This is a genomic window from Litoribrevibacter albus (assembly GCF_030159995.1).
GTDB classification, from domain to species: Bacteria; Pseudomonadota; Gammaproteobacteria; order Pseudomonadales; family Litoribrevibacteraceae; genus Litoribrevibacter; species Litoribrevibacter albus.
Genome location: NZ_BSNM01000026.1, coordinates 184,880 through 206,755, shown reverse-complemented (window position 1 = coordinate 206,755; position 21,876 = coordinate 184,880). Strand labels below are relative to the sequence as shown.

Below are 21,876 nucleotides of genomic sequence, written 5' to 3'. Positions count from 1 at the left end.
TAACCGGGGGATCGTATAAACGACCCCTTACGCTAACTCAGCCACTGGAATTTTCTTCTCATCTTCGGTTGCCGGGCGGATCTGACCACGCTCTTCAACAAACACGATGTTTTCGTCTTTCTTATCTGAGTTCACAAAGTGACGGAAACGCTTCAATTTCTCTGGGTCATTGATCGCTTTCTTCCACTCACACTCGTAAGTGTCTACGACGTACTGCATGTCTTTCTCAAGCTCATCGCAGATTTCCAATTTGTCATCAATCACGACGCTCTTCAGATAATCCAAACCACCTTCCAGGTTCTCGAACCATACCGAGGTACGCTGTAGACGATCCGCTGTTCTTACATAGAACATCAAGAAACGGTCGATGTACTTGATCAGGGTTTCTTTATCCAAATCGGTTGCGATCAGGTCTGCATGACGAGGCTTCATACCACCGTTACCACAGACGTATAGGTTCCAGCCGTTTTCTGTTGCAATGATGCCCACGTCTTTACCTTGAGCTTCCGCACACTCACGGGTACACCCTGATACTGCGAATTTGATTTTGTGAGGAGAACGCAAGCCTTTGTAACGGTTTTCAATTTCAACCGCCAAGCCCACACTGTCATCCACACCGTAACGACACCAGGTGCTACCCACACAAGATTTCACGGTACGCAGCGACTTACCGTAGGCGTGGCCCGTTTCGAAGCCTGCATCAACAAGACGTTTCCAGATCTCAGGAAGCTGTTCTGCACGAGCACCGAACAAGTCGATACGCTGACCGCCGGTTATCTTGGTGTAGAGGTTATAGTCACGAGCAACTTCACCTAACACGATCAGTTTGTCCGGCGTCACTTCACCACCCGCCATACGAGGTACGATGGAGTAAGTACCGTCTTTCTGAAGGTTCGCCATGTAGTAATCGTTGGTGTCTTGTAATGGATGGTTTTGAGATTCCATTACGTGTTCGTTCCATACGGACGCCAGGATAGAACCAACGGCAGGCTTACAGATGTCACATCCGTGACCTTTTCCGTGCTTCTCTAGCAACTCATAGAACGACTTAATTTTTTCTACTTTGATGATGTGGAACAGCTCTTGACGGGTATAAGCAAAGTGCTCACAGATGTCTGTATTCACTTCAACACCCAGCTTGGCAAGTTCGCTGTTCATCACTTGAGTAACAAGCGCCGCACAACCACCACAACCGGTTGCCGCTTTCGTCGCAGCCTTCACATCACCGATGGTGTGTGCACCTTCTTGGACGCTACAACAAATTGCACCTTTGCTCACGTCGTAACACGAACAGATCTGAGCGGTTTCAGGCAAAGCATCAGGACCAAGACCAACAGGCTCTGAACCATCACGGTTAGGTAGGATCAAGGCATCTGGATGCTCAGGCAGATCAATACCGTTCAATGCGTACTGAAGCAGTGTGCCGTAATCTTCTGCGTCACCAACCAATACCGCACCCAACAATTTCTTCTTGTCTGCGCTAACAACGATACGCTTATAAACAGACGTCACTTCATCTACATAGGTGTAGTTATGACAACCCGGCGTCTGACTTAAAGAGTCACCAATACTCGCTACATCCACACCCATTAATTTTAACTTTGTGGACATGTCTGCACCGGTAAAGGCATTGTCAGATGCGCCAACCGTTGCAATGTGATCGTAAGCCACCTGAGCCATTTGATAGCCAGGCGCTACCAGACCGAAGATCTGACCATTCCAAAGAGCACACTCGCCGATCGCGTAAATGTCTTCGTTTGACGTCTGGCACTGGTTATTAACAACAATACCGCCACGAGGACCAACTTCCAGACCGACTTTTGTAGCCAACTCATCTTGAGGACGAATACCCGCAGAGAACAGGATCATATCTGTCTCAAGCGATTCGCCATCTTCAAATTCCATCTTATAACGCGCGTTTTCACCTGCTGAGATGTTCAGCGTGTTCTTAGAGCAGTGTACTTTTACACCCAGCTCTTCAATCATGCTCTCAAGCATGGCGCCGCCGCCCACGTCCAACTGAACGTTCATCAAGCGATCAGCAAACTGAACAACGTGTGCTTCAAGATTCAAATCGTGTAATGCTTTCGCGGCTTCCAAACCAAGCAAACCACCACCAACAACCACACCGGACTTAGACACTTGAGCAGACGCTTTAATCGCTTCAAGGTCTTCAATGGTACGATAAACAAGGCAATGTTCTTGATCATGGCCTGGGATTGGTGGAACAAAAGGATAAGAACCCGTTGCCAGAATCAGCTTGTCGTATGCAACACGAGCACCGCTGGCAGCAATGGCTTCTTTGGTTTCCAGATCAATATCAACGATCTTTTCATTGATGTGTAACTCAACACCGTTTTCTTCGTAATAGCCTTTCGGTGCCATCAATAGATCGTCGGCTGAGCGTCCTGCAAAGTACTCCGTCAAATGAACACGGTCATAAGCCTGTCTTGGTTCTTCAGAGAAGGTTACTAGCTGATATTGATCACGCGATTCACCTTCTAGCACGTTGTCGATAAACTTATGACCAACCATACCATTACCGACAATTACTATTCTTTGCTTACTCATGGAACTCTTCCCGCTACTCTTAGAAATTCACGATTGTTTCTATTACCCTAGTCTTAGCAGTTAGTGTGCCAACATAAAAAATACTTAATTTCCCCTTATATTTCATAAAGTTAAAAACTTCAAAGAAGACTTCTACCCTCCAGCGCCGTGCCCGCTTTTAATAAGGCGCACCAAATAAAACCACATATCCTTACTAAAATTACCAAAATGAGGCAGAACCGTTTTTTCCTAACTTTATAGTTATCTTTCTGAATAAGTTCAGTGCAAAAACATCGTTATGCTCTATGACATAGGTATAAACCGCCCCAACTTCACACAATTCAGCCACTTAAAAGCGTGGCATCGAAAATCGGCACAGAACAGCGAACTTTTTTATGTGCCAGCTCGAAGCATAATCCGGTTAAATGCCACAAGTGTTAGCATTAAGGCTCAGACCTTGCATTAAATCGGCTTCATCGTGATTACCCAGCCTTGTTACTATCCTCAAAATAGAAGCAAGTACCCTTTAAGGACGATTTAAGAGTTCTTAAAGGTATATCCAAGGTTTTTGGGTTTAACGCACTAGGTTTAGTACGACTTATATTCTGGGTACTGTCAGGAGACACAGATGGCTATAAAACAACTGATCGATAAACTATTAAGCAGACGTGCAGCAAATGAACAGTCTCACCCAGAAGCAAGACTCACAGATAAACAACGTGAGAAGCTAAATCACACCTTCATGGACAGGCTCGACAATCTAGAAGACCCGCAAGCCCGTTATGACCTAGCTGTTCAATTTTCGGAAAAAGGCGCCACTCAGGCTCTCTACACATTGGGCGTGTTTTACGAGCAAGGAGATGGCCAAAAAACCTATCCTGAATTAGCAGCAGAATGTTACTGGCGCGCAGGCAAGTTCGACATTGCAGAAGCACAATACAATTTGGGCCTGCTCTATGCCCAAGGGCAATTAGGCCAAGTGGATCTGGTGTCTGCCCATTACTGGTTCACCGAAGCGACGAAACACAACCTGGCGCAAGCCCAGTTCAATCTAGCCACCTTTTACGAAGACGGACTAGGTTGTGTCGAAGACCTCAAAAAAGCCTTTGAACTGTATCAAGCGGCCGCCGATCAAGGGTTCGTTACTGCATGGCACAACCTGGCATTGATGCATTATTCTGGCAAAGGCACACAACGTAACCCGATTACCGCTTACGCCTGGGTATTATTGGCGGCCAAAGCCGGACTGAAAGAAGCCCAGGAAACCGAACCGGTATTCACCGAAGAGCTCAAAAGCGAACAAATTCTGGCAGGAAAAGAACTACTGGCGCAGTTAGAGGAACAGTTTTCGGATTACCTGCCACCTTCCTCAAAGGCAACGCCTAACTCAGAAGAACCAAAATCAGCTAACGAGAACAATGATTCAGACGATGATGATAACTTCTATGAAGTGAAGTAGAGTTCTTATCAAGTGTAAGAGGAATAACTTCTTTCCCTTTTCTCAAGCATAAAAAAACGGAGCTGTTTAAAGCTCCGTTTTTTTATGGACGTAATTTAATCCCGATTGAAGATTAAATTACGTTTTCAGGGCACTGTAGATGAATTAGTGCAAGTCTGGCACAACCCCCACCTGCGGCATCTCGGCCAAACCAATATCACGCGCGTGCTGTTCAAAACCTTTATTCTTCCAGAAGAAGGCACCCGGCATAGTTGTTGGGATCACCAACACATAGAACAAGGCACGACCCGCCAATAAGGCAAGCACAATTGCTACAGACACTAAGGCCGCTGCCGTTACCGACACCGCATTGTCACCACCAAAGATGGCCAAGCCAGCCATGATCAGCGCACCAGCACCGATCAACACATTTCGCAGAAGGTAAGTTTTACCAAAGGTGGTCCATTGAATGTAATGCGCTGCCGCACCTTCACCACTTTCCGTATTCAAGTACTTGGCGTGAGCCACCAGACCTGCACCTTCAGCGATCAAACCAAGCGCAGAGAAAGCCGCCAACATCGGAAGCATGGTTGCAACAGATTCACCCGCGATCAACATCGTCGGAATCACAAACACACCCAATAACACTGCACCCAAGCTGAACATAGTGCCAAAGAATGACGTTAGCACCTGCCAGTGATTCCAGAACGGGCGTGCTTCAATGCGGTAAATGCAATGCATGAAGTACAGACCAATCAAGCCGGTAACCACCGCAAAGACACCAAAGCCATTGGCAATCAAATCAACAACACCCAACTCCAACAACACGTTCACTAGCTTGAAGAAGGTAAAACCAGATAAGCCCGCCAGGAACATCGCGATACCCAAAGCTTCTCGACTCAACGGCGAGGTTTGTAGGTTATTGAAGCCTCGATAGAAACGCAGTGGTTTACCAAGGTGCAAGGTTGAAAGCACTAACACCAACACCTGCAAGCCAACCATGCTGAACAACAATGGGAAATACACCGCACTCTGCTCAACCGCTTCAATGGCATCCACACCCAACATCGAACCAAGGAACAACATCAGGAACGCACCCAAAATTGCTTGCGTAGTTAAGGTAAAGATCACCAACGGATTCTCACGAGAACTCAAACGACCCAAGTTCCAGAAACGATCCTTACCAGCCTTTTCGTCAACAACAGAACGGAATGAACCATCCTCTTCCTTACGATATTTAATCGGCATCGAATCGGTACGACCCATTTCATTCGGCATAGTACGCGTTTGCTGGAAACGAATATTCGGCTGAGTAATCGATGGATCAGGGAAACCAGGAATCTGGGTTTTAATCTGTTCACGATTCTCCGGCGTATTTTCGATCACACCAAAGTTCAGTGCATTACCCAAACAGGCGGAGACACACGCAGGTTTCAGACCGACTTCAAGACGATCCACACACATATTACACTTGGAAACACGACCTTTGATCGGGTCTAGTTGCGGTGCATTGTACGGACACACCCAAGTACAGTAACCACAACCGAAACAGGTTTCCGGGTCTTGCAACACGGCACCGTATTCCGAGTGTTTGGTATAGGCCTTAGTCGGGCAGCCTTTCAAACACACCGGATTATCACAGTGGTTACACGCCATAGAAATATTCAGACGTTTGAAGTCCGGGTACGAGCCCCCTTCCACATAGCCCACCGAACGGAACGCAATGTGCGCCGGGTTGTCATTCTTCTCACTACACGCCGCTTCACAAGCGTGACAACCAATACAGTTATCTGCAGTAAAGTGGAACCCGTGTTGTTTATTTCGATTCGGGTTACAGCCGACTTCCGGGTTCCCGTTAATAAACATGGAGTTGCCTTCGCCACCCGTACTGTGGGTGATGTCCAGCAGGTTAATTTTCTCACCATAACGGTTCACATCCTGAACCGCAGGATCTTTCAATTTTGCATACTCTTGCTCGCCAGGGCGAGGTTGGAAAATCGGACGCGGTGTCGCGTCCAAATCAGAGTTATCGGTTCCGATCTGATCAAGACGATCGCGAACTTTATACCAAGCATTCATCAACATATTCTGTCACTCCTCTTAAAACGCGCGTCGTTCTGCATTCAATTCAGCCGCTAATTGCTGATCGACCTTCTCAATACGCACCGCGCATTGTTTAAAGGCAGGTTGACGGGAGTGCGGGTCTAACAGACCTAATGACACACGGTTAACACAATCGTGGAAATGGAATGGAATAAAGACCATGTTGCGCGGTACACGCTGGGTAGTTTGCACCATCACCACCGCATCACCACGACGACTGACAATACGGACGTAAGACTGGTGCTGAATGCCCAATTCCGCCGCCGCGTCCGGGTTCATTTCCATGTACGGCGTCGGGCTGAATTTGTTCAGGTTGCCCAACTTACCGGTACGAGTACGAGTGTGGAAATGCTCCACTACGCGTCCTGAATTCATCCAGAACGGATATTCATCGTCCGGCACTTCGTTGTTATTAATGAATGGCAACGGAATCAAATTGGCTTTGCCATCCGGTGTTTGGAAGACACCATCGGTATACAGGCGAGAATTACCTTTTACGCCATTTTCCTGCGCGTCGTCCACCTTCTCTAATTCGCCTTCACGGAACGGCCACTGAATACCACGCGACTTTTCAATCAAGTCATGGCTCATGCCTGAGATATCCAGAGTGCGCTTATCGCCTTTGGACAACTGCTTCATCTCTTCGAAAGCACCTTCTGGTGTTTCCGGGAAATGAATTTTCTGACCGTTCGGGAAACGCTTCGCCAGTTCCTTGAAGATCCAGAAATCCGGTTTTGAATCACCTTTTGGCTGGGTTACCTGACGCACAATATTGATGCGACGTTCAGTATTGGTGAAACAGCCTTCCTTCTCAGCCCACACTGCAGCAGGCAGATACATGTGCGCGTAATGAGTGGTTTCCACATCCGCATAGGCGTCCTGAATCACCAGGAAGTCGAGTTTCTCTAACGTCTTACGAATACGCGCGGTGTTCGGCATCGAGGTCATCGGGTTGGTTGCTACCAACCACAAGCCTTTAATCTGGCCGGTTTCGATGGCCGGGAAAATATCGGTTTCGGTCAGGCCGCGTTTTTTCGGGAAGAACTCTTCATCAATGCCCCAAAACTCGGCAATTTCTTTACGATGCTCTGGTTTCTCCAACACACGATAGCCTGGCAAACCTGAACATGAAGACCACTCACGAGTACCCATCGCATTACATTGACCGGTAATAGAAAGCGAGGTGCCACCCGGCTTACCGATGTTACCGGTGATCAGGTTCAGGCTGTTGATGCCGACAACACCATCTGAACCGTGAGTACTTTGGTTGATTCCCATCGTCCAGATCGACATCGCCGCGCCGGCATTCGCATACAAACGAGCTACATTGCGGATAGTGTCTTCATCAATACCACAAATTTTTGATGCCGTGATCGGGTCGTAATCCTTAACACAGGCTTCTACATCCTCAATGCCCTTAGTGTGAGCATTGATGTAGTCACGATCCTCCAGACCTTCGGCCAGAATTACATGCATCAAACTGTTCATCAGCACCAAATCTGTGCCTGGTGTAATTGGCAGGTGCATGTCCGCAAACTGAGCCAGCATGGTGACTCGCGGATCAACCACGATCAGTGGAAATTTACGTTTTTCCAGCGCTTCTTTTAAACGCCAATAAATGATTGGGTGTTGCTCTGGAAGGTTAGATCCCCAAGCAATCAAACACTCGGTGTGGTCAAAATCGTCGTAACATCCCGGAGGGCCGTCCGACCCGAAAGAACGCTTATAGCCAGATACCGCCGAGGCCATACACAACGTCGTATTACCATCGTAGTTGTTCGAACCGATACAGCCACGCGCTAACTTACCTAGCGTATAAAACTCTTCCGTTAACAGCTGACCGGTAGAAATAATGGCAAAGCTGTCTTTACCATAGGTGTTTTGAATGCGTTGGATTTCAGAACCCATGTGATCCAGTGCGGTATCCCAATCGGTTTCCTGAAATTCATCTTCATACGGTCTTTGACGCATCAAAGGTTTGTTGCCTCGACCTGGTGCTTCAAACAGTTCATGCTCGAAAATACCTTTAATGCACAACTTGCCTCGATTCACATCAGCATCAGCCACCCCTTGGGTTGCCACTGCATTACCGTCTTTATCCAAGCCAACATGAATAGAACACCCGGTGGAACAATAGCCACACGTTGTGTATTTCCACTCAACTACCTTTTTATCAGCAATTCGAATGGGGTTTCTGTCTTTACGACCAAAAAGCATGATTCGCTCTCCTCACCATATCTCGCACCACAACAAAGCAATCCAGCTAAATCAGTCCCTTTATCGCACCAGATCTAAGCAGCACCAAGATATAACTTATTGTTTTATATAAGTTTTAATTTATCACTAGCGTTAATTAGCAAAAATCAAACCAAATCACTCAACTTTATCGCACCACTTTCATTCACACATAAAAATGGCCGGTTCAAAACCGGCCATTTTTAATAAAAGAGCATGCTATCGATGGCTTAGCCAACGCTGATCATTTGTACCTGACCATTCTCGTCGATTTCAGCGATTTCGCCTTTTGGCTCTTTCATCAGGAACAAGGTTACGAAACCAAGTACCGCCGTCGCTGCGATCACCAAGAAGAAAGTCTGGTAGCTCACCATAGAAAGAACCGTTAGATAGAACACCGCACCCACGTTTCCGTACGCACCAGTCATACCTGCGATCTGACCCGTCAAACGACGCTTGATCAGAGGAACCGCTGCGAATACCGCACCTTCACCCGCTTGCACAAAGAATGAACACGCCATCGCTGCAATCACGGCAACCACTAGCGGCCAGCTTGAGTCGATCATCGCCATTGTCAGATAACCCACAGCCAAACCTGCAGTTAAGATAAGAAGCGTTTTCTTACGGCCAAACTTATCAGAAATCAGACCACCACCAGGGCGAGACATCAGGTTCATAAACGCGTAAGCAGAAGCTACAAGACCCGCTTGAACCATTGATAGTTCGAACGTTTCAGCGAAGAACAATGGCAACATAGAAACCACTGCCAATTCAGAACCAAAGGTAGCGAAGTACAAGATGTTCAGAACAGCTACTTGCTTGAACTCATAGCGATGAATCTCAGGCACTTCTTCTTTAAAGATGTTTTTGTTCACGCTGTAAGCTTTATAGCTGTCGTAAACATAAAGCACAGCCAAACCAACGTAGATAAGATCCGCAGTCATTGCAGACAGCATAGACACACCGCTTGGAGACAGCTTCCAGGTCAACAACGCCAATGCCGCGTACATAGGAATTTTCATGATAAGAAGGAAATAGAAGTCACCTTTCGACGTTACTTCCATACCACCGTTGTTTTTCGGCTTGAAGTAAGTAGAACCTTTTGGTGTATCAGTAACGTTCTTGTACCAAATGATACTGAACACTAGTGATAGTAAACCAGTGATACCGATCGCGTATCTCCAGCCATCTTCACCACCAAACAACAAGGCAATCGCAGGAAGACTCATAGCGCCCGCTGCAGAACCAAAGTTCCCCCAACCGCCGTAGACACCTTCTGCAGTACCTAATTGCTTCGCAGGGAACCACTCAGACACCATACGAATACCAACAACGAAACCTGCACCTACGAAACCTAATAGAAAACGAGCAATCGCTGCCTGTTCAAAGGTGTCAGCCAAAGCAAACATGAAGCAAGGAATACTGCCCAGGAACAAAATAGCGGAGTAGACAATGCGAGGACCATATTTATCGGTCAACATACCGATAATGACACGTGCAGGAATGGTTAGTGCGACGTTAAGGATTAACAGCGTTTTAAACTGCGCTTTAGTTAAGCCCAAAGATTCTGAAATAACACCACCTAACGGTGCGTGGTTAAACCACACATAGAAGGTAATAAAGAATGCAATCCAACTCATGTGAAGGATTTTCATTTTTCCCGTAAAGGAAAAGAGGTTGAATTTATCAGAAGTACTCATGTTCGAGGTCCTTGCTAAATTAGAAATCGGATACCAAGAAACAGCAAAGAAAGCACCACTTAAACAAATCACCAATAAATTCAAATAGTTATATGTATTTTTTCCTCATAAAACTGGAAGTAACAAAAAAAGATGCACTATTCCTAATCCTAATTATCGATTTGGTGCACGCAATCGTGCACCAAAAACGTTAGGAATGGGTCAGTTTCACTAAAAGCTATCAAAAGGGGCGATAGACTGAGCGTACAACATCAATTCTTCGAGCAAAAACTGCGCATCCGCTCTATCTTGGAACTCCAAGTGTGCTTTATTAAGCAACTCGGGATAATTGGACAGACAACGAGGCGCACCATAATTTTGCTCCATAAGCGCACGATACTTATGCTGCTCCCATTTCATGCGTTCTTCGTCCGTCAGTGCATCCGGGTAACTACGGGCTCTGCACCGAAAGAGTAACTCTGGACAGCGGATATCCTGAAAACTGAATGCATTAGGATCTAGTTGCTCGATGTCGGAACGGCCGATGTAATCCATGGCTTCTTTATCTCGACGAGGGAAAAAGCCACTGTAAATCATACGATCTACATCCGTTTCTTCGCTGCCCTCAAAAGCAAATGCCTGTTGAATGATCGGTAGTAAATGCGCTTTTGACTGCCACTTTTTCCAGTTCTGACGACAAAGATTCAGATCATGGCCCCATTTCTGAGCCAACTCATCCGTCATCATTTTCGCCGCCACCACCATCGGTGATTTATTAGCATGAATGGTTTTAAAGGGAATGCGTGGCGTTTCGCCTAACTCTTGTTGAGAGGTGAACACCCGTCGTTGAATTTCTTCAACCGACAGCCCTTCCAGTAAATCCGGGTCAAAAGACAAATCAATTGAATGTATTGCATTGGCATTGGTCTGATCGGCACATAAAGGCAGCACCAACGCCATACAACCACGCTCTGCACCAAACATGGACGAAATATGCAGCACAGGTTTATTGGAACCAACCGACAAGGTTTCAAAAACGGTCTGCTTGTTTCTTAGCGAAAATGCATAATCAAACAGCTTGGGAACGTTATCTTTCACTAACTTGGCAATCGCGATAGTGGCGTAGACGTCTGATAACGCATCGTGCGCGTTTTCATGGCCAATGCCATTGGCTACCGTCAGCTCTTCCAATCGGAAGCTGGTCGTGCCGTCTTCTTTCTTAGGCCACTTGATCCCCTCCGGGCGAAGCGCATGAGTCAAACGCACCACATCAATTAAGTCCCACCGACTGTTACCGTTCTTATACTCACGCGCATAGGGATCAATAAAATTGCGATAGAACAGGTTGCGGGTGAACTCATCATCAAAACGAATGGAGTTATAACCTAGTACGCATGTACCCGGTTCACTGAATCGATCACTAATGCGTCGCGCGAACTCCACTTCCGATAGCCCTTCCCGATTAGCTTGCTGCGGGGTAATACCTGTCACCAGGCAAGCGATCGGGTCAGGCAGATAATCTTCGGCCTGACGACAATAGAACATGTCAGGCTCACCAATAATGTTTAAATCGGCATCGGTGCGTATACCCGCAAACTGAGAAATTCGATCAACCCGAGCATCGGCACCAAAGGTTTCATAGTCATACCAATAAAAGGTGCCTTGATAACTCATACTTGCTCCACACGAAATAAAAAGAAGAAATAAGAAAATATAGAATTCAGGATAAACAGAAGCCAAATGGTAGGGAGACTGCTTAATCAGGTCAATCAAAGAAGCCGGAATTGGCCTCCGCCAGCAGTAATTTCCACTTAGGTATTAAAAAAGGCGCGACTTATTCAGCCACGCCTTTCTCAAATCCAACAGTGAAATTAGACAAACAACTTAGCCAGCTCATCGCCTGGGTTTTCAGCTCGCATGAAGGCCTCACCCACTAGGAAAGCATTCACCTGATGTGCACGCATGTCCGCCACATCAGCCGTGGTATGAATACCACTTTCAGTCACTACAATGCGGTTTTCAGGAATACGATCCAACAATTGATAGGTGTTATCCAAGGACACTTCAAAGGTGTGCAAGTTACGGTTATTGATGCCCACCAGCGGGTTATCAACGGTCAGAGCCACATCCAGCTCGTCACCATCGTGCACTTCGATCAGCACATCCATACCCAACTCATGACTCAAACCGGTCAGATCCGCCAATTGTTGTTGCGACAAACACGCGACGATCAACAACACACAGTCGGCGCCAATGCTTTTGGCTTCGTAGATTTGATACTCATCTACCAGGAAATCCTTACGAATCGCCGGCAATGAACACGCCGCTCGCGCTTGTTTAAGATAATCTTCATGACCCTGGAAAAAATCCGCATCAGTCAGTACGGACATACACGCCGCACCCGCTTGCTCATAGCTTTTAGCAATGTCCGCAGGCACAAAGTGCTCACGAAGCACGCCTTTGCTCGGCGACGCCTTCTTGATCTCCGCAATCACCGCTGAATGACCTTGATCCAACTTGGTTTGAATGGCCTTTACGAAACCACGAGCTGGCGCGATGTCCTGAGACATGGCTTTAAGATCTGCCAAAGAGACGGTCTTGGAACGTTCAGCAATTTCTTCACGCTTACGGTCCACAATTTTGGTCAGAATGGTAGGAGTGTTCATAGATCTCACTTATTCGATATTCAACACGAGCTCAGAAACTTTGACTTATGCAAGACTGAGCTCGTCAACAACTAAGCTAACGCAGAAGTAAAGCTTGCCAGTTCAATCATTTTCTCTTTGGCCAGACCGCTGTATATAGCGTCTTGTGCCATTTCAACGCCATTTTTAAGGTTGACTGCTAACCCGGCTGCATAAATAGCAGCGCCCGCATTAAGTGCAATGATATCAGCCGCCTTTTGGCCCGCTTCCGTTTCACGCTTACCTAATGCGTCATTAATCAAATCCAGACTCTCTTGGGCTGAATTCACACTCAAACCAATCAGAGTCTGGCTTTCGACACCGCAATCCTCTGGCGTAATTTCATATTCAGTGATTTCACCGTTGTTCAACTCAGCCACAAAGGTTTTGCTGGCCACAGAAATTTCATCCAGGCCATCATCGGAATGAACAACTAATACATGCTCACTGCCCAGGTTCTTAAGAACCTCGGCCAACGGGCGACACAAGGCTTTATTGAAGACACCAATGACCTGATTCTTAACACCGGCCGGATTGGTTAGCGGGCCAAGCATATTAAAGATAGTACGCATCGCCATCTCTTTACGCGGGCCAATCGCATGCTTCATGGCACCGTGATGAGCCGGAGCAAACATGAAACCTACACCAATTTCTTCCACCGCCCGAGCCACTTGTTCTGAATCCAATTGTAGATTCACACCAGCCGCTTCAAGTAAGTCCGCACTGCCGGTTTTACTGGAAACACTGCGATTACCATGCTTCGCCACCGTACCACCTGACGCGGCCACAACAAACGCAGACGCCGTAGACACGTTGAACAGGTTGGCACCGTCACCGCCGGTTCCACAGGTATCGACCACATGATCACCTGTCACTTTGACACCAGACGCCAATTGACGCATTACCTTCGCTGCTCCGGTAATTTCTTCGATGGTTTCGCCTTTCATACGAAGCCCCATCAACAACGCACCAATTTGCGCAGGCGTTGCCTCACCAGTCATTACCTGGGTCATCACCGACTGCATTTCGTCGGTGGATAAATCAATTCGATCTACAACTTTGGATAATGCTTGTTGAATGTCCATGTCTTTCCCTTTTACCGAGCCTACTCTAGCCTTAATCCGGCCTTCTTTTTCAGACTTCTTTCTCGATGACTAATTTGTTTGGTGCGTTTTAGTGTTTGGTTCGCTTCAAGAAATTTCTAAGCATGTCATGTCCATGTTGAGTCAAAATCGACTCTGGGTGGAACTGAACGCCTTCAATCGACAGCGTCTTATGACGCACGCCCATGATTTCATCCATACTGCCATCCGGGTTTTCAGTCCATGCAGTAATTTCCAGGCAATCCGGAATGGTGTGCTTATCAATCACCAACGAATGATAACGCGTAGCATTGAAGTCTTGCTCCAAACCTTCAAAGACACCACTGTCCAAATGACGTATCGGCGAGGTCTTACCGTGCATTACTTCACCAGCGCGAATGATGTCACCGCCAAACGCTTGGCCAATACTTTGGTGACCAAGACAAATTCCAAGAATCGGTAGTTTGCCGGCAAAGTGCTTGATGGCTTCTACTGAAATGCCTGCTTCGTTCGGTGTACATGGCCCCGGTGAGATCACCAAGTGATCCGGTTTCATGGCTTCAATTTCTTCGATGGTGATTTCGTCGTTACGAAATACGCGTACGTCTGCGCCAAGTTCACCTAAGTACTGAACCACGTTGTAGGTGAAGGAGTCGTAATTATCAATCATGACTAGCATGAGAATGTCCTGCCTTAAATTCTGTATCGATGCTCAACATTGCCAAATACGCCCAACATCGCCAAAACAGCGCCATTTAAAAACGGCGCTGTTAAACCCAATTCTATACGAGGCCTTTGGTGGCCATTTCAACCGCTTTAAATACCGCTCGACCTTTATTCATGGTCTCTTTCCATTCAAGACGAGGAACAGAATCAGCCACTACACCGGCACCCGCCTGGATGTATAAGGTCTTGTCTTTGATCACTGCAGTACGAATCGCAATGGCGGTATCCATGTTGTCCTGCCATGACACATATCCCACCGCACCACCATAAATGCCACGCTTCACAGGCTCCAATTCATCAATGATTTCCATTGCACGAATTTTTGGTGCACCACTTAAGGTACCCGCCGGTAAGGTCGCACGAAGGACATCCATCGCACTCATGCCGTCTTTCAGCTGGCCAGTCACATTCGACACTATGTGCATCACATGAGAATAACGCTCAACCACCATCTGGTCGGTCACTTTGACGGTGCCGATTTCAGCAATACGACCGGCATCGTTACGACCCAAGTCGATCAACATCAAGTGCTCGGCAATCTCTTTAGGATCGTCGAGTAACTCTTGTTCTAGCGCTAAATCTTCTTCCTCGGTATGACCACGACGACGCGTGCCCGCGATCGGACGTACCGTCACTTCACCATGGTCAACCCGAGCCAGAATTTCAGGAGACGAGCCCACAATATGGAAGTCACCTAAATTCAGAAAATACATATAAGGAGAAGGATTCAGACAACGCAGTGCGCGGTACAGATTCATCGGTTCTGCTTCGAACGGAATCGACATCCGTTGCGCGATCACCGTTTGCATTACATCCCCAGCAAGAATGTATTCTTTAATCTTCTCGACCGACGCCATAAAGTCGTCTTGTTCAAAACGTGGTTTAAAATCGCTCTCTTCAATGTCCGTACCCGGTGCATTCTCCGCCGACAAGCGATTACGGATTTTCGCCGGTAACGGCTTACGAAGCTTATCCGTCAACTCATCCAAACGAGCTTGCGCTTGTTCAAATGCATCGCTGTTTGCAGGGTCCGCATGAACGATTAACTGCAACTTGCCTTTCAGGTTATCAAACACCACCAGCTCGTCAGACACCATTAATAGGATGTCCGGCGTATTCAAGTCGTCTTCTGGCACGGAATCTTTCAAGCGCTTTTCAATAAAGCGCACCGTGTCGTAACCGAAGTAGCCAACCAAGCCACCGTGGAACCGTGGCAACGCATCAAGCTCTGGCACCTTATAGCGCTCACGAAACTCTTCTACAAATTCCAGAGGATCTTCTTTGGTGAAGGATTCTGTCACCTGCCCTTGTTCGATGATTTCAATGTTCGGGCCTGAAACCTTGAGTAATGTTTTTGAAGGCAAGCCAATGATGGAATAGCGTCCCCACTTCTCACCGCCTTGAACTGATTCAAAGAGGTAAGAGTAAGCTCCTTCAGCCAACTTAAGATAAGTTGACAGCGGAGTATCGAAATCGGCTGTGATCTCACGATACACAGGAACCCGATTATAGCCCTCTTGGGCAAACGCTAAGAATTCTTGCTTGTCCATTATCTACTCAATTATGGGTTTCAATTAGTGCAAATTTGCGATGTTGTTCTTACTGTTAGGAATCCTAAATCTGTATTAGTTCTAACAGTGCTAATTCCCAATCGGTTGAGATTGGGAACGTCTTGGGATCATCAAAGTCAATCTGACAATCAAGACGGGTAAAGGGTTAAACGAGTGCAGAAGACTGAGAGTAAAGGTTTACTAACCTGTCTTGCAACTCTTTTAGTGAATCACACAGCCAATCCGGCGACTCCACTGAAATCGGGCGTCCATGATTATAACCGTAGGTTAATCCAACGACCGGACAGCCAGCGGCTTTTGCGGCCTCAACATCAGAGGCCGAATCACCAACCATCCAACATTCAGAAATGTCTACTTTGAGAGTTTTAGCCGCATGCAATAAAGGCAATGCCGACGGTTTTTTCTCCGCCAAGGTATCGCCGCCAATAATGACACCGAAATAAGAGGCCAAATTTAAGCCGTTCAACAACATATGCGTATAGTGTTCCGGCTTATTGGTAATTAATGCAATGGGGATCTCTAACTCATTACAATAGCTCAACAGCTCGCGCACACCAGGATACAAACCACTCGGGGTTTCACAAGCTTCATTGTATGCGCGATCGAACACTTCTTTCGCTTTCAGATAGATTTCCGACATTTCAGACAAACTCAGCTTGGCATCCACCAAGGCGCGTTCAATCAACTTTTGCAGGCCATTCCCCACCCAAGTAACGATTTTCTCAATCCCGACTTTTGGGTGACCTAGAGACTCCAACATTTCGCCTATGGCATAGGTCAGATCAGCTGCACTGTCGAGCAGAGTGCCATCAAGATCAAACAAAATTGCGCTAGGTAAGCGCGTTGGAAGGTCGTTTAATACGCTTGTCATCTTATGCTTCTTTTGTTCCGGCTTTCGCCAATTCTGCACGCATGATATCGATCACGGATTTATAATCGTCCGCACCAAAGATGGCAGATCCTGCAACGAAGGTATCTGCACCCGCTTCTGCTATCTCACGAATATTCTGAGTGTTCACACCGCCATCAATTTCCAGACGGATATCCAAACCAGAGGCATCGATTTTAGCGCGCGCTTCACGAAGCTTATCCAACGTTCCTGGAATGAACTTCTGACCACCAAAACCAGGGTTCACAGACATCAACAACACCATGTCGAGTTTATCCATCACATAATCCATGTGATGCAGAGGCGTTGCTGGGTTAAACACTAAACCGGCCTTACAGCCCGCACTCTTAATAAGTTGTAAAGAACGATCGACGTGCTCTGAGCCTTCCGGATGGAAAGTAATGTAAGAAGCACCTGCTTCAAGGAAATCACCAATGATGCGATCTACAGGCTTCACCATCAAATGCACATCAATCGGTGCCGTTACACCATAGTCTCGAAGCGCTTTACACACCATAGGACCGATGGTCAGATTAGGAACATAGTGGTTATCCATCACATCGAAATGGACAATATCCGCCCCAGCTTCAAGGACAGCATCCACGTCTTGACCCAAACGTGCGAAATCCGCAGATAAAATGGAAGGAGCGATCTTAAATGACTTCATGGAAAAACCTCGGTGATTCTGGCTTTGAGGGTGACCTCATACTCTAAGCTGTGCATTCTACCCTAGCCTAGTTTAGCTTTCAGCCGAAATAATGAACGAAATCATGACTAAATCACCAGCAAATAAAGATTTCTGACAAGAACATCCAATAACGGGTAATCTGAAAAACTGAAAAGGAAGAAATACTCCCTGAGAGCCAGGGAAAAACCGAAACCACCTAAATCGGCTCGATTTTTGTATGCTTTGTTATATTTTTAATTTTTGTCAAAAAAACGTTATGACTCAATCAGCGCTTTCCCTACTTTTATCGATACGTCGTTCAATGCCTGACTTTCGAAGCATCACTCTCGGTCTGTTAATCAGCGTATTCAGTCTCTGTATAGCCACGCCTGAGGTATACGCGGAAGATCCTGCAGGTTCCAGCAGTTCTGAACCAACATCAGCTGAAACCAATGACGCGGCCACAGAAGAAACCGATCAGGACAACGAAGACGGAGAAAATACTCCGAAAAGAATGACCCTCACCACGAAAGACTGGCACGACTTAGAGCGGCCAAAAGTATCCACCGACAAGACGAAAATTGACCTGTTACTGAAAGAAGTTGACGAACGCGAGTTATTAAAACTCCAAGCAGGTGATGAAGAATTCGTCGGTCTGTTCTTGGAATACAACACCCCACAACCGCTGGGGGCTGTCCTCATTCTTCATGACGAAGGATTACACCCGGATAATAATCAGTTAGTAGCACCGCTTAGGAAGTACCTGCCAGATTATGGCTGGAATACGCTGGCTATCGCTATCCCGGAACCCGATATAACACCACTACCAGATCGTAAGTGGCCAGCCTATCCTGCGGATTTCACTCTTAATCCTCCTATGGAAGACAGCATCGATGAAGAGGCTGAAACAGATAACGCGTCTGATGACGCCAACAAAGATGAAAACTCTTCAGATACAGCGTCTGACGAATCAACCGACGACACAGCAAATAATGAGGCAACAGCTGATACGGCGTCAGATGGAACAGCAGACTCTAACGACACAGCGGCAGAACCCAAAGGCCCAACTGCACAAGAAATCACGATGATGCGAATCGACGCTGCCATTAAAGATCTGATCAACCGGGGTCAACTGAACATCGTCCTGATCGGCCAAGGCATTGGCGCAAGCTGGGCCGTAAGCTATCTCGAATCTTCTGGCAGCCAGGAAATGTTCACCTTGGTAATGGTCGACCCCAAACTGCCTAAAACAGAGAGCGACAAGAATTACATCAATACTCGAATCGGGGAGTTTGGGAACTTGCCGATCATGGACATCATCAGTCAGCAAACCCAGCTTTCCAAGAGCCAGGCAAAAGAGCGCATTAACATTGCCCGCCGTAAACAGCTGCCCTCCTTCCAACAGTTATTTACACGCCCTGTCAATGATCCGTGGACAGAACACCACCGCATTGTGAAACGGGTGAGAGGTTGGTTAGCTCAAAACGCGCCCGGTGAAGAACAACCAATTCGATAATTACTGGTAAGAAGTACGCCCTTTAGCGACCGCGTGCTTCTTGAATGATTTGATAGGCTTCCTGAATCAACTGTGTTTGCTCGGTAGCGGCCTGAATCATTTGCTCCGTCGCACCTTCGCTCATCAACTTGTCGGGATGATGTTCCGACATGGCCTTACGATAAGCCCGTTTCAACTCCTGAGCAGAACATTGCTCGCGGACTTCCAACATCGCATAGGCGTCTGAAATCGTCATCACGGATTGTTTTGAAGCAGCCCGAGCTTGGGCACGGGCACTAACCCGCCTCAAGATCCTGCTTGCCATTTGTTCCGAAAATCCCAAGCGCTGAGCGATCATAATAAAAGGTCGCCGCCGAATCTGGTCCCCCCGACCACCATCCGCAATGACCATCCGAGCCTGAATTTCCAAAAACACTTTCATTAAGGCTCTGTGCCGCCTCGACACCGACGCCAGTGGCAGCAAGATACTGTCTAATTGAAACTGAGGGTGTTTGCCTGCGTTGAACAACCGAATGGCATCTTTACGGCCATTGGCATCTAGTTGAAAAGAATCAAAGACTTGTTCTGCCGCCGCGATTTCTTGTTCGCTGACACGGCCATCGGCCTTCGCCAGATAGCCCATCATCATAAACGTGGAATAATGCAGCAGATGCTGAAAGGCTTCCTGATCTTTAGATAAATACTTACGATGGCGTAACAGAGGATCAGATCGACGCTCCAACCATACGCCGAATAAATACCCTGCCAGAGCAAGCAGCACCAAGGCTGCAGTATTAATGGTATTACCTATCAGTCCGCCGACAAATAAGGCTAACCACTTAGCCATGACGACATCCGTCAGCCTGAATACCGCCGGAGTCACTCAGCAACTTTTCATCGAGTTCAGCCAAACGTTCCGGTGTTCCAACATCCAACCAGTAACCATCAAAGACCTCGGCAGACAGACGACCATCATCCGCCCAACGTCGAAGATGAGGGCCTAAAGCCCCCGCCTCGGAAGAGAGGGATTCAAACAACGCGCTATCAAACACAGCAAGACCGCTGTAGGTATAAGTAGCATCAGGTTCGCAAGAAAGATTAACCAACCGACCGGATTGGCCAATACCAAAATCGCCCCGAGTATTGTGTTCCGGGTTGGAGACCAAAATCAGACAACCGCTCGCCTCTTCGGTTTGAGCCCGCGTTACCAAATGACGATAATCCAGATCCACCCAGACATCGCCATTAATAAGAATGAAGGGGTTAGCCCCAAGTAACGCCTTGGCATTGGCAATACCACCCGCTGTTTCCAACGGTTCTTCACCTTCATTAATCACTTGGATATTCAAACCGTCGGCACTACGTTGGGCAATGTAATCTTCAATTTGGTGTGCGAGATACGAGGCATTGATCACCACCTGAGTCACCCCGGCGGCTTTGAGTTTCTGAAGATGCCATTCAATCAGGGGCTGCCCATTCACTGGTAGCAACGGTTTGGGGCAATGATCGGTTAACGGCCTCATGCGCGTCCCTTTACCTGCAGCAAGAATCATGGCGACGCAATCGACACAAGGCTGGGTCATAACTGTGTACTCTGTAATGGTTTGTTGAATCTGCTTGCTATTTTACATGATGACTCTGCAAAAAGGTCGCTAATGCCGGCTTCACTTGAGATTGCCAAAAGAACAACCAAGCCTCAGACCAGACCTCAGGATACGTTTCATGAAGGTGATCCAGGTGCTGCATGACCATTGGCAAATCCGCCAGGTACTGCATTTTTCCGTCTCTCAAACTTAATCGACAGAAAATCCCCAGAACTTTGATCAAACGCTGCATAGCGGTCACGGCCACCCAAGGTAGGAAGTCAGACAACGTCACAGAAATCATCTGCTCCGAAGTCAGCAATTTATGGTAGTCCTCGACGATGGCCTGTTTTTGATCCGCCGGAATATCCCAGTAGGCATCATAGACCAACGAAATCAGGTCATAACACACAGGACCTTTGACCATATCCTGAAAATCAATCACGCCGATGTCGTTATCGGTCAACATCAAATTCCGGCAATGAAAGTCCCGATGCACCCATACTTGAGGTTGCTCTGTAAAACTGCGCTGAAACTGCGCCGCGAACTCACCAAGCATAGCCTGCTCTTGCTGAGTTGGTGACAGGTTTAATGCTTCACCGAGACACCATTCAGTAAATAAGCCAAAGTCCCGATCCAGCAAAGCCTGGTTGTAGGTGCTGAGCTGAACCGCCGGGTCATCCGATGCCATCAAATACTCATCAGGCATCTTTGCTAAACGAATCAAATCATTCAATACTCGGTGGATAATGCTATAACGCTGACCGTGAGCATTCATTTGGTAGACATCAACCAGCAGGGTGTTACCCAAGTCCGACAGCAACATAACCCCCAGATCATCATCAAAGGCAAACACTAGCGGAGCCATCACCCCAGCTTTTTCTAACGCCGAAGCAACCAATCGAAATCGGGCGTTGCTTTCTGTATCCAGACTGCGACAAAACAGGAAGGTTCGTGCATCTACTTTGATTCGATAATACTGTCGGGCACTGGCGTCCCCTGTCATCGCTTCGATAGCAGGCTCTGTTTGGTTAACCGCCTTCACCGACAAATACGCCAGACTTTCATCCAACCATTGCTTCTCTGCTTGGCTTAACATGCGACACCCTCTCCCTGTTAGAGCAGACCTTTATACGACTTTATTTTCAAATAACCGGATCGATGAATTGGAGCC

Annotated in this window: 16 protein-coding genes; 2 read left to right on the top strand and 14 right to left on the bottom strand. The window is 47.2% G+C overall.

The features are described 5' to 3' along the window. Positions 1-27 precede the first annotated feature (27 nt). On the bottom strand, positions 28-2,571 hold the full coding sequence (gene nirB / locus QQL66_RS19645) for a nitrite reductase large subunit NirB (protein ID WP_284383828.1): 2,544 nt from the start codon (positions 2,569-2,571) through the stop codon (positions 28-30). A 607-nt stretch (positions 2,572-3,178) separates the two neighbouring features. Between nirB and QQL66_RS19640 the strand changes: the two genes are divergently transcribed. Next, positions 3,179-4,009 carry a tetratricopeptide repeat protein gene (locus tag QQL66_RS19640; RefSeq protein WP_284383827.1) on the top strand — a complete coding sequence of 277 codons (831 nt, stop codon included), beginning with the start codon at positions 3,179-3,181 and terminating at the stop codon, positions 4,007-4,009. A gap of 144 nt (positions 4,010-4,153) precedes the next feature. Here the strand turns inward: QQL66_RS19640 and QQL66_RS19635 are convergent, their stop codons facing one another. From QQL66_RS19635 to rpe, 10 genes are all read right to left on the bottom strand, one after another. Then, positions 4,154-6,073: a DmsC/YnfH family molybdoenzyme membrane anchor subunit gene (locus tag QQL66_RS19635; protein ID WP_284383826.1), complete on the bottom strand. Its 1,920-nt coding sequence runs from the start codon at positions 6,071-6,073 to the stop codon at positions 4,154-4,156. 15 nt (positions 6,074-6,088) lie between these two features. Next, positions 6,089-8,308, bottom strand: coding sequence for a molybdopterin oxidoreductase family protein (locus tag QQL66_RS19630; protein WP_284383825.1), 2,220 nt, complete (start codon positions 8,306-8,308; stop codon positions 6,089-6,091). Between the two features lie 248 nt (positions 8,309-8,556). Beyond that, on the bottom strand, positions 8,557-10,026 hold the full coding sequence (locus tag QQL66_RS19625; protein ID WP_284383824.1) for a NarK family nitrate/nitrite MFS transporter: 1,470 nt from the start codon (positions 10,024-10,026) through the stop codon (positions 8,557-8,559). Between the two features lie 210 nt (positions 10,027-10,236). After that, positions 10,237-11,679, bottom strand: coding sequence for an exodeoxyribonuclease I (gene sbcB, locus QQL66_RS19620; RefSeq protein ID WP_284383823.1), 1,443 nt, complete (start codon positions 11,677-11,679; stop codon positions 10,237-10,239). A gap of 197 nt (positions 11,680-11,876) precedes the next feature. Further along, the gene (gene trpC, locus QQL66_RS19615) at positions 11,877-12,671 is read right to left on the bottom strand and encodes an indole-3-glycerol phosphate synthase TrpC (RefSeq protein ID WP_284383821.1); all 795 of its coding nucleotides are present in this window, start codon (positions 12,669-12,671) and stop codon (positions 11,877-11,879) included. A gap of 71 nt (positions 12,672-12,742) precedes the next feature. Then, positions 12,743-13,774, bottom strand: coding sequence for an anthranilate phosphoribosyltransferase (gene trpD / locus QQL66_RS19610; RefSeq protein WP_284383820.1), 1,032 nt, complete (start codon positions 13,772-13,774; stop codon positions 12,743-12,745). Between the two features lie 88 nt (positions 13,775-13,862). Continuing rightward, positions 13,863-14,450, bottom strand: a complete 588-nt coding sequence (locus tag QQL66_RS19605; RefSeq protein ID WP_284383819.1) for an anthranilate synthase component II — start codon at positions 14,448-14,450, stop codon at positions 13,863-13,865. Between the two features lie 103 nt (positions 14,451-14,553). Next, complete coding sequence (gene trpE, locus QQL66_RS19600) at positions 14,554-16,047, bottom strand: anthranilate synthase component I (protein ID WP_284383818.1); 1,494 nt, start codon at positions 16,045-16,047, stop codon at positions 14,554-14,556. Between the two features lie 166 nt (positions 16,048-16,213). Beyond that, complete coding sequence (locus tag QQL66_RS19595; protein ID WP_284383817.1) at positions 16,214-16,939, bottom strand: phosphoglycolate phosphatase; 726 nt, start codon at positions 16,937-16,939, stop codon at positions 16,214-16,216. A 1-nt stretch (position 16,940) separates the two neighbouring features. Beyond that, complete coding sequence (rpe, locus tag QQL66_RS19590) at positions 16,941-17,624, bottom strand: ribulose-phosphate 3-epimerase (protein ID WP_284383816.1); 684 nt, start codon at positions 17,622-17,624, stop codon at positions 16,941-16,943. 277 nt (positions 17,625-17,901) lie between these two features. Here rpe and QQL66_RS19585 point away from each other — a divergent pair, with 277 nt between their 5' ends. After that, positions 17,902-19,140 carry a DUF3530 family protein gene (locus tag QQL66_RS19585; protein WP_284383815.1) on the top strand — a complete coding sequence of 413 codons (1,239 nt, stop codon included), beginning with the start codon at positions 17,902-17,904 and terminating at the stop codon, positions 19,138-19,140. Positions 19,141-19,162: 22 nt separating this feature from the next. On the opposite strand, the gene djlA is transcribed toward QQL66_RS19585, so the two are convergent. From djlA to QQL66_RS19570, 3 genes are read right to left on the bottom strand one after another with little or no spacing between them, the layout of a single operon-like run. Continuing rightward, a complete protein-coding gene (gene djlA, locus QQL66_RS19580) occupies positions 19,163-19,966 on the bottom strand; it encodes a co-chaperone DjlA (RefSeq protein ID WP_284383814.1) in 804 nt (267 codons plus the stop codon). Beyond that, positions 19,959-20,702, bottom strand: a complete 744-nt coding sequence (gene murU / locus QQL66_RS19575) for an N-acetylmuramate alpha-1-phosphate uridylyltransferase MurU (protein WP_284383812.1) — start codon at positions 20,700-20,702, stop codon at positions 19,959-19,961. The genes djlA and murU overlap by 8 nt, the downstream gene beginning before the upstream one ends. Positions 20,703-20,739: 37 nt before the next feature. Next, complete coding sequence (locus tag QQL66_RS19570; protein ID WP_284383811.1) at positions 20,740-21,801, bottom strand: aminoglycoside phosphotransferase family protein; 1,062 nt, start codon at positions 21,799-21,801, stop codon at positions 20,740-20,742. Positions 21,802-21,876: the final 75 nt, after the last annotated feature.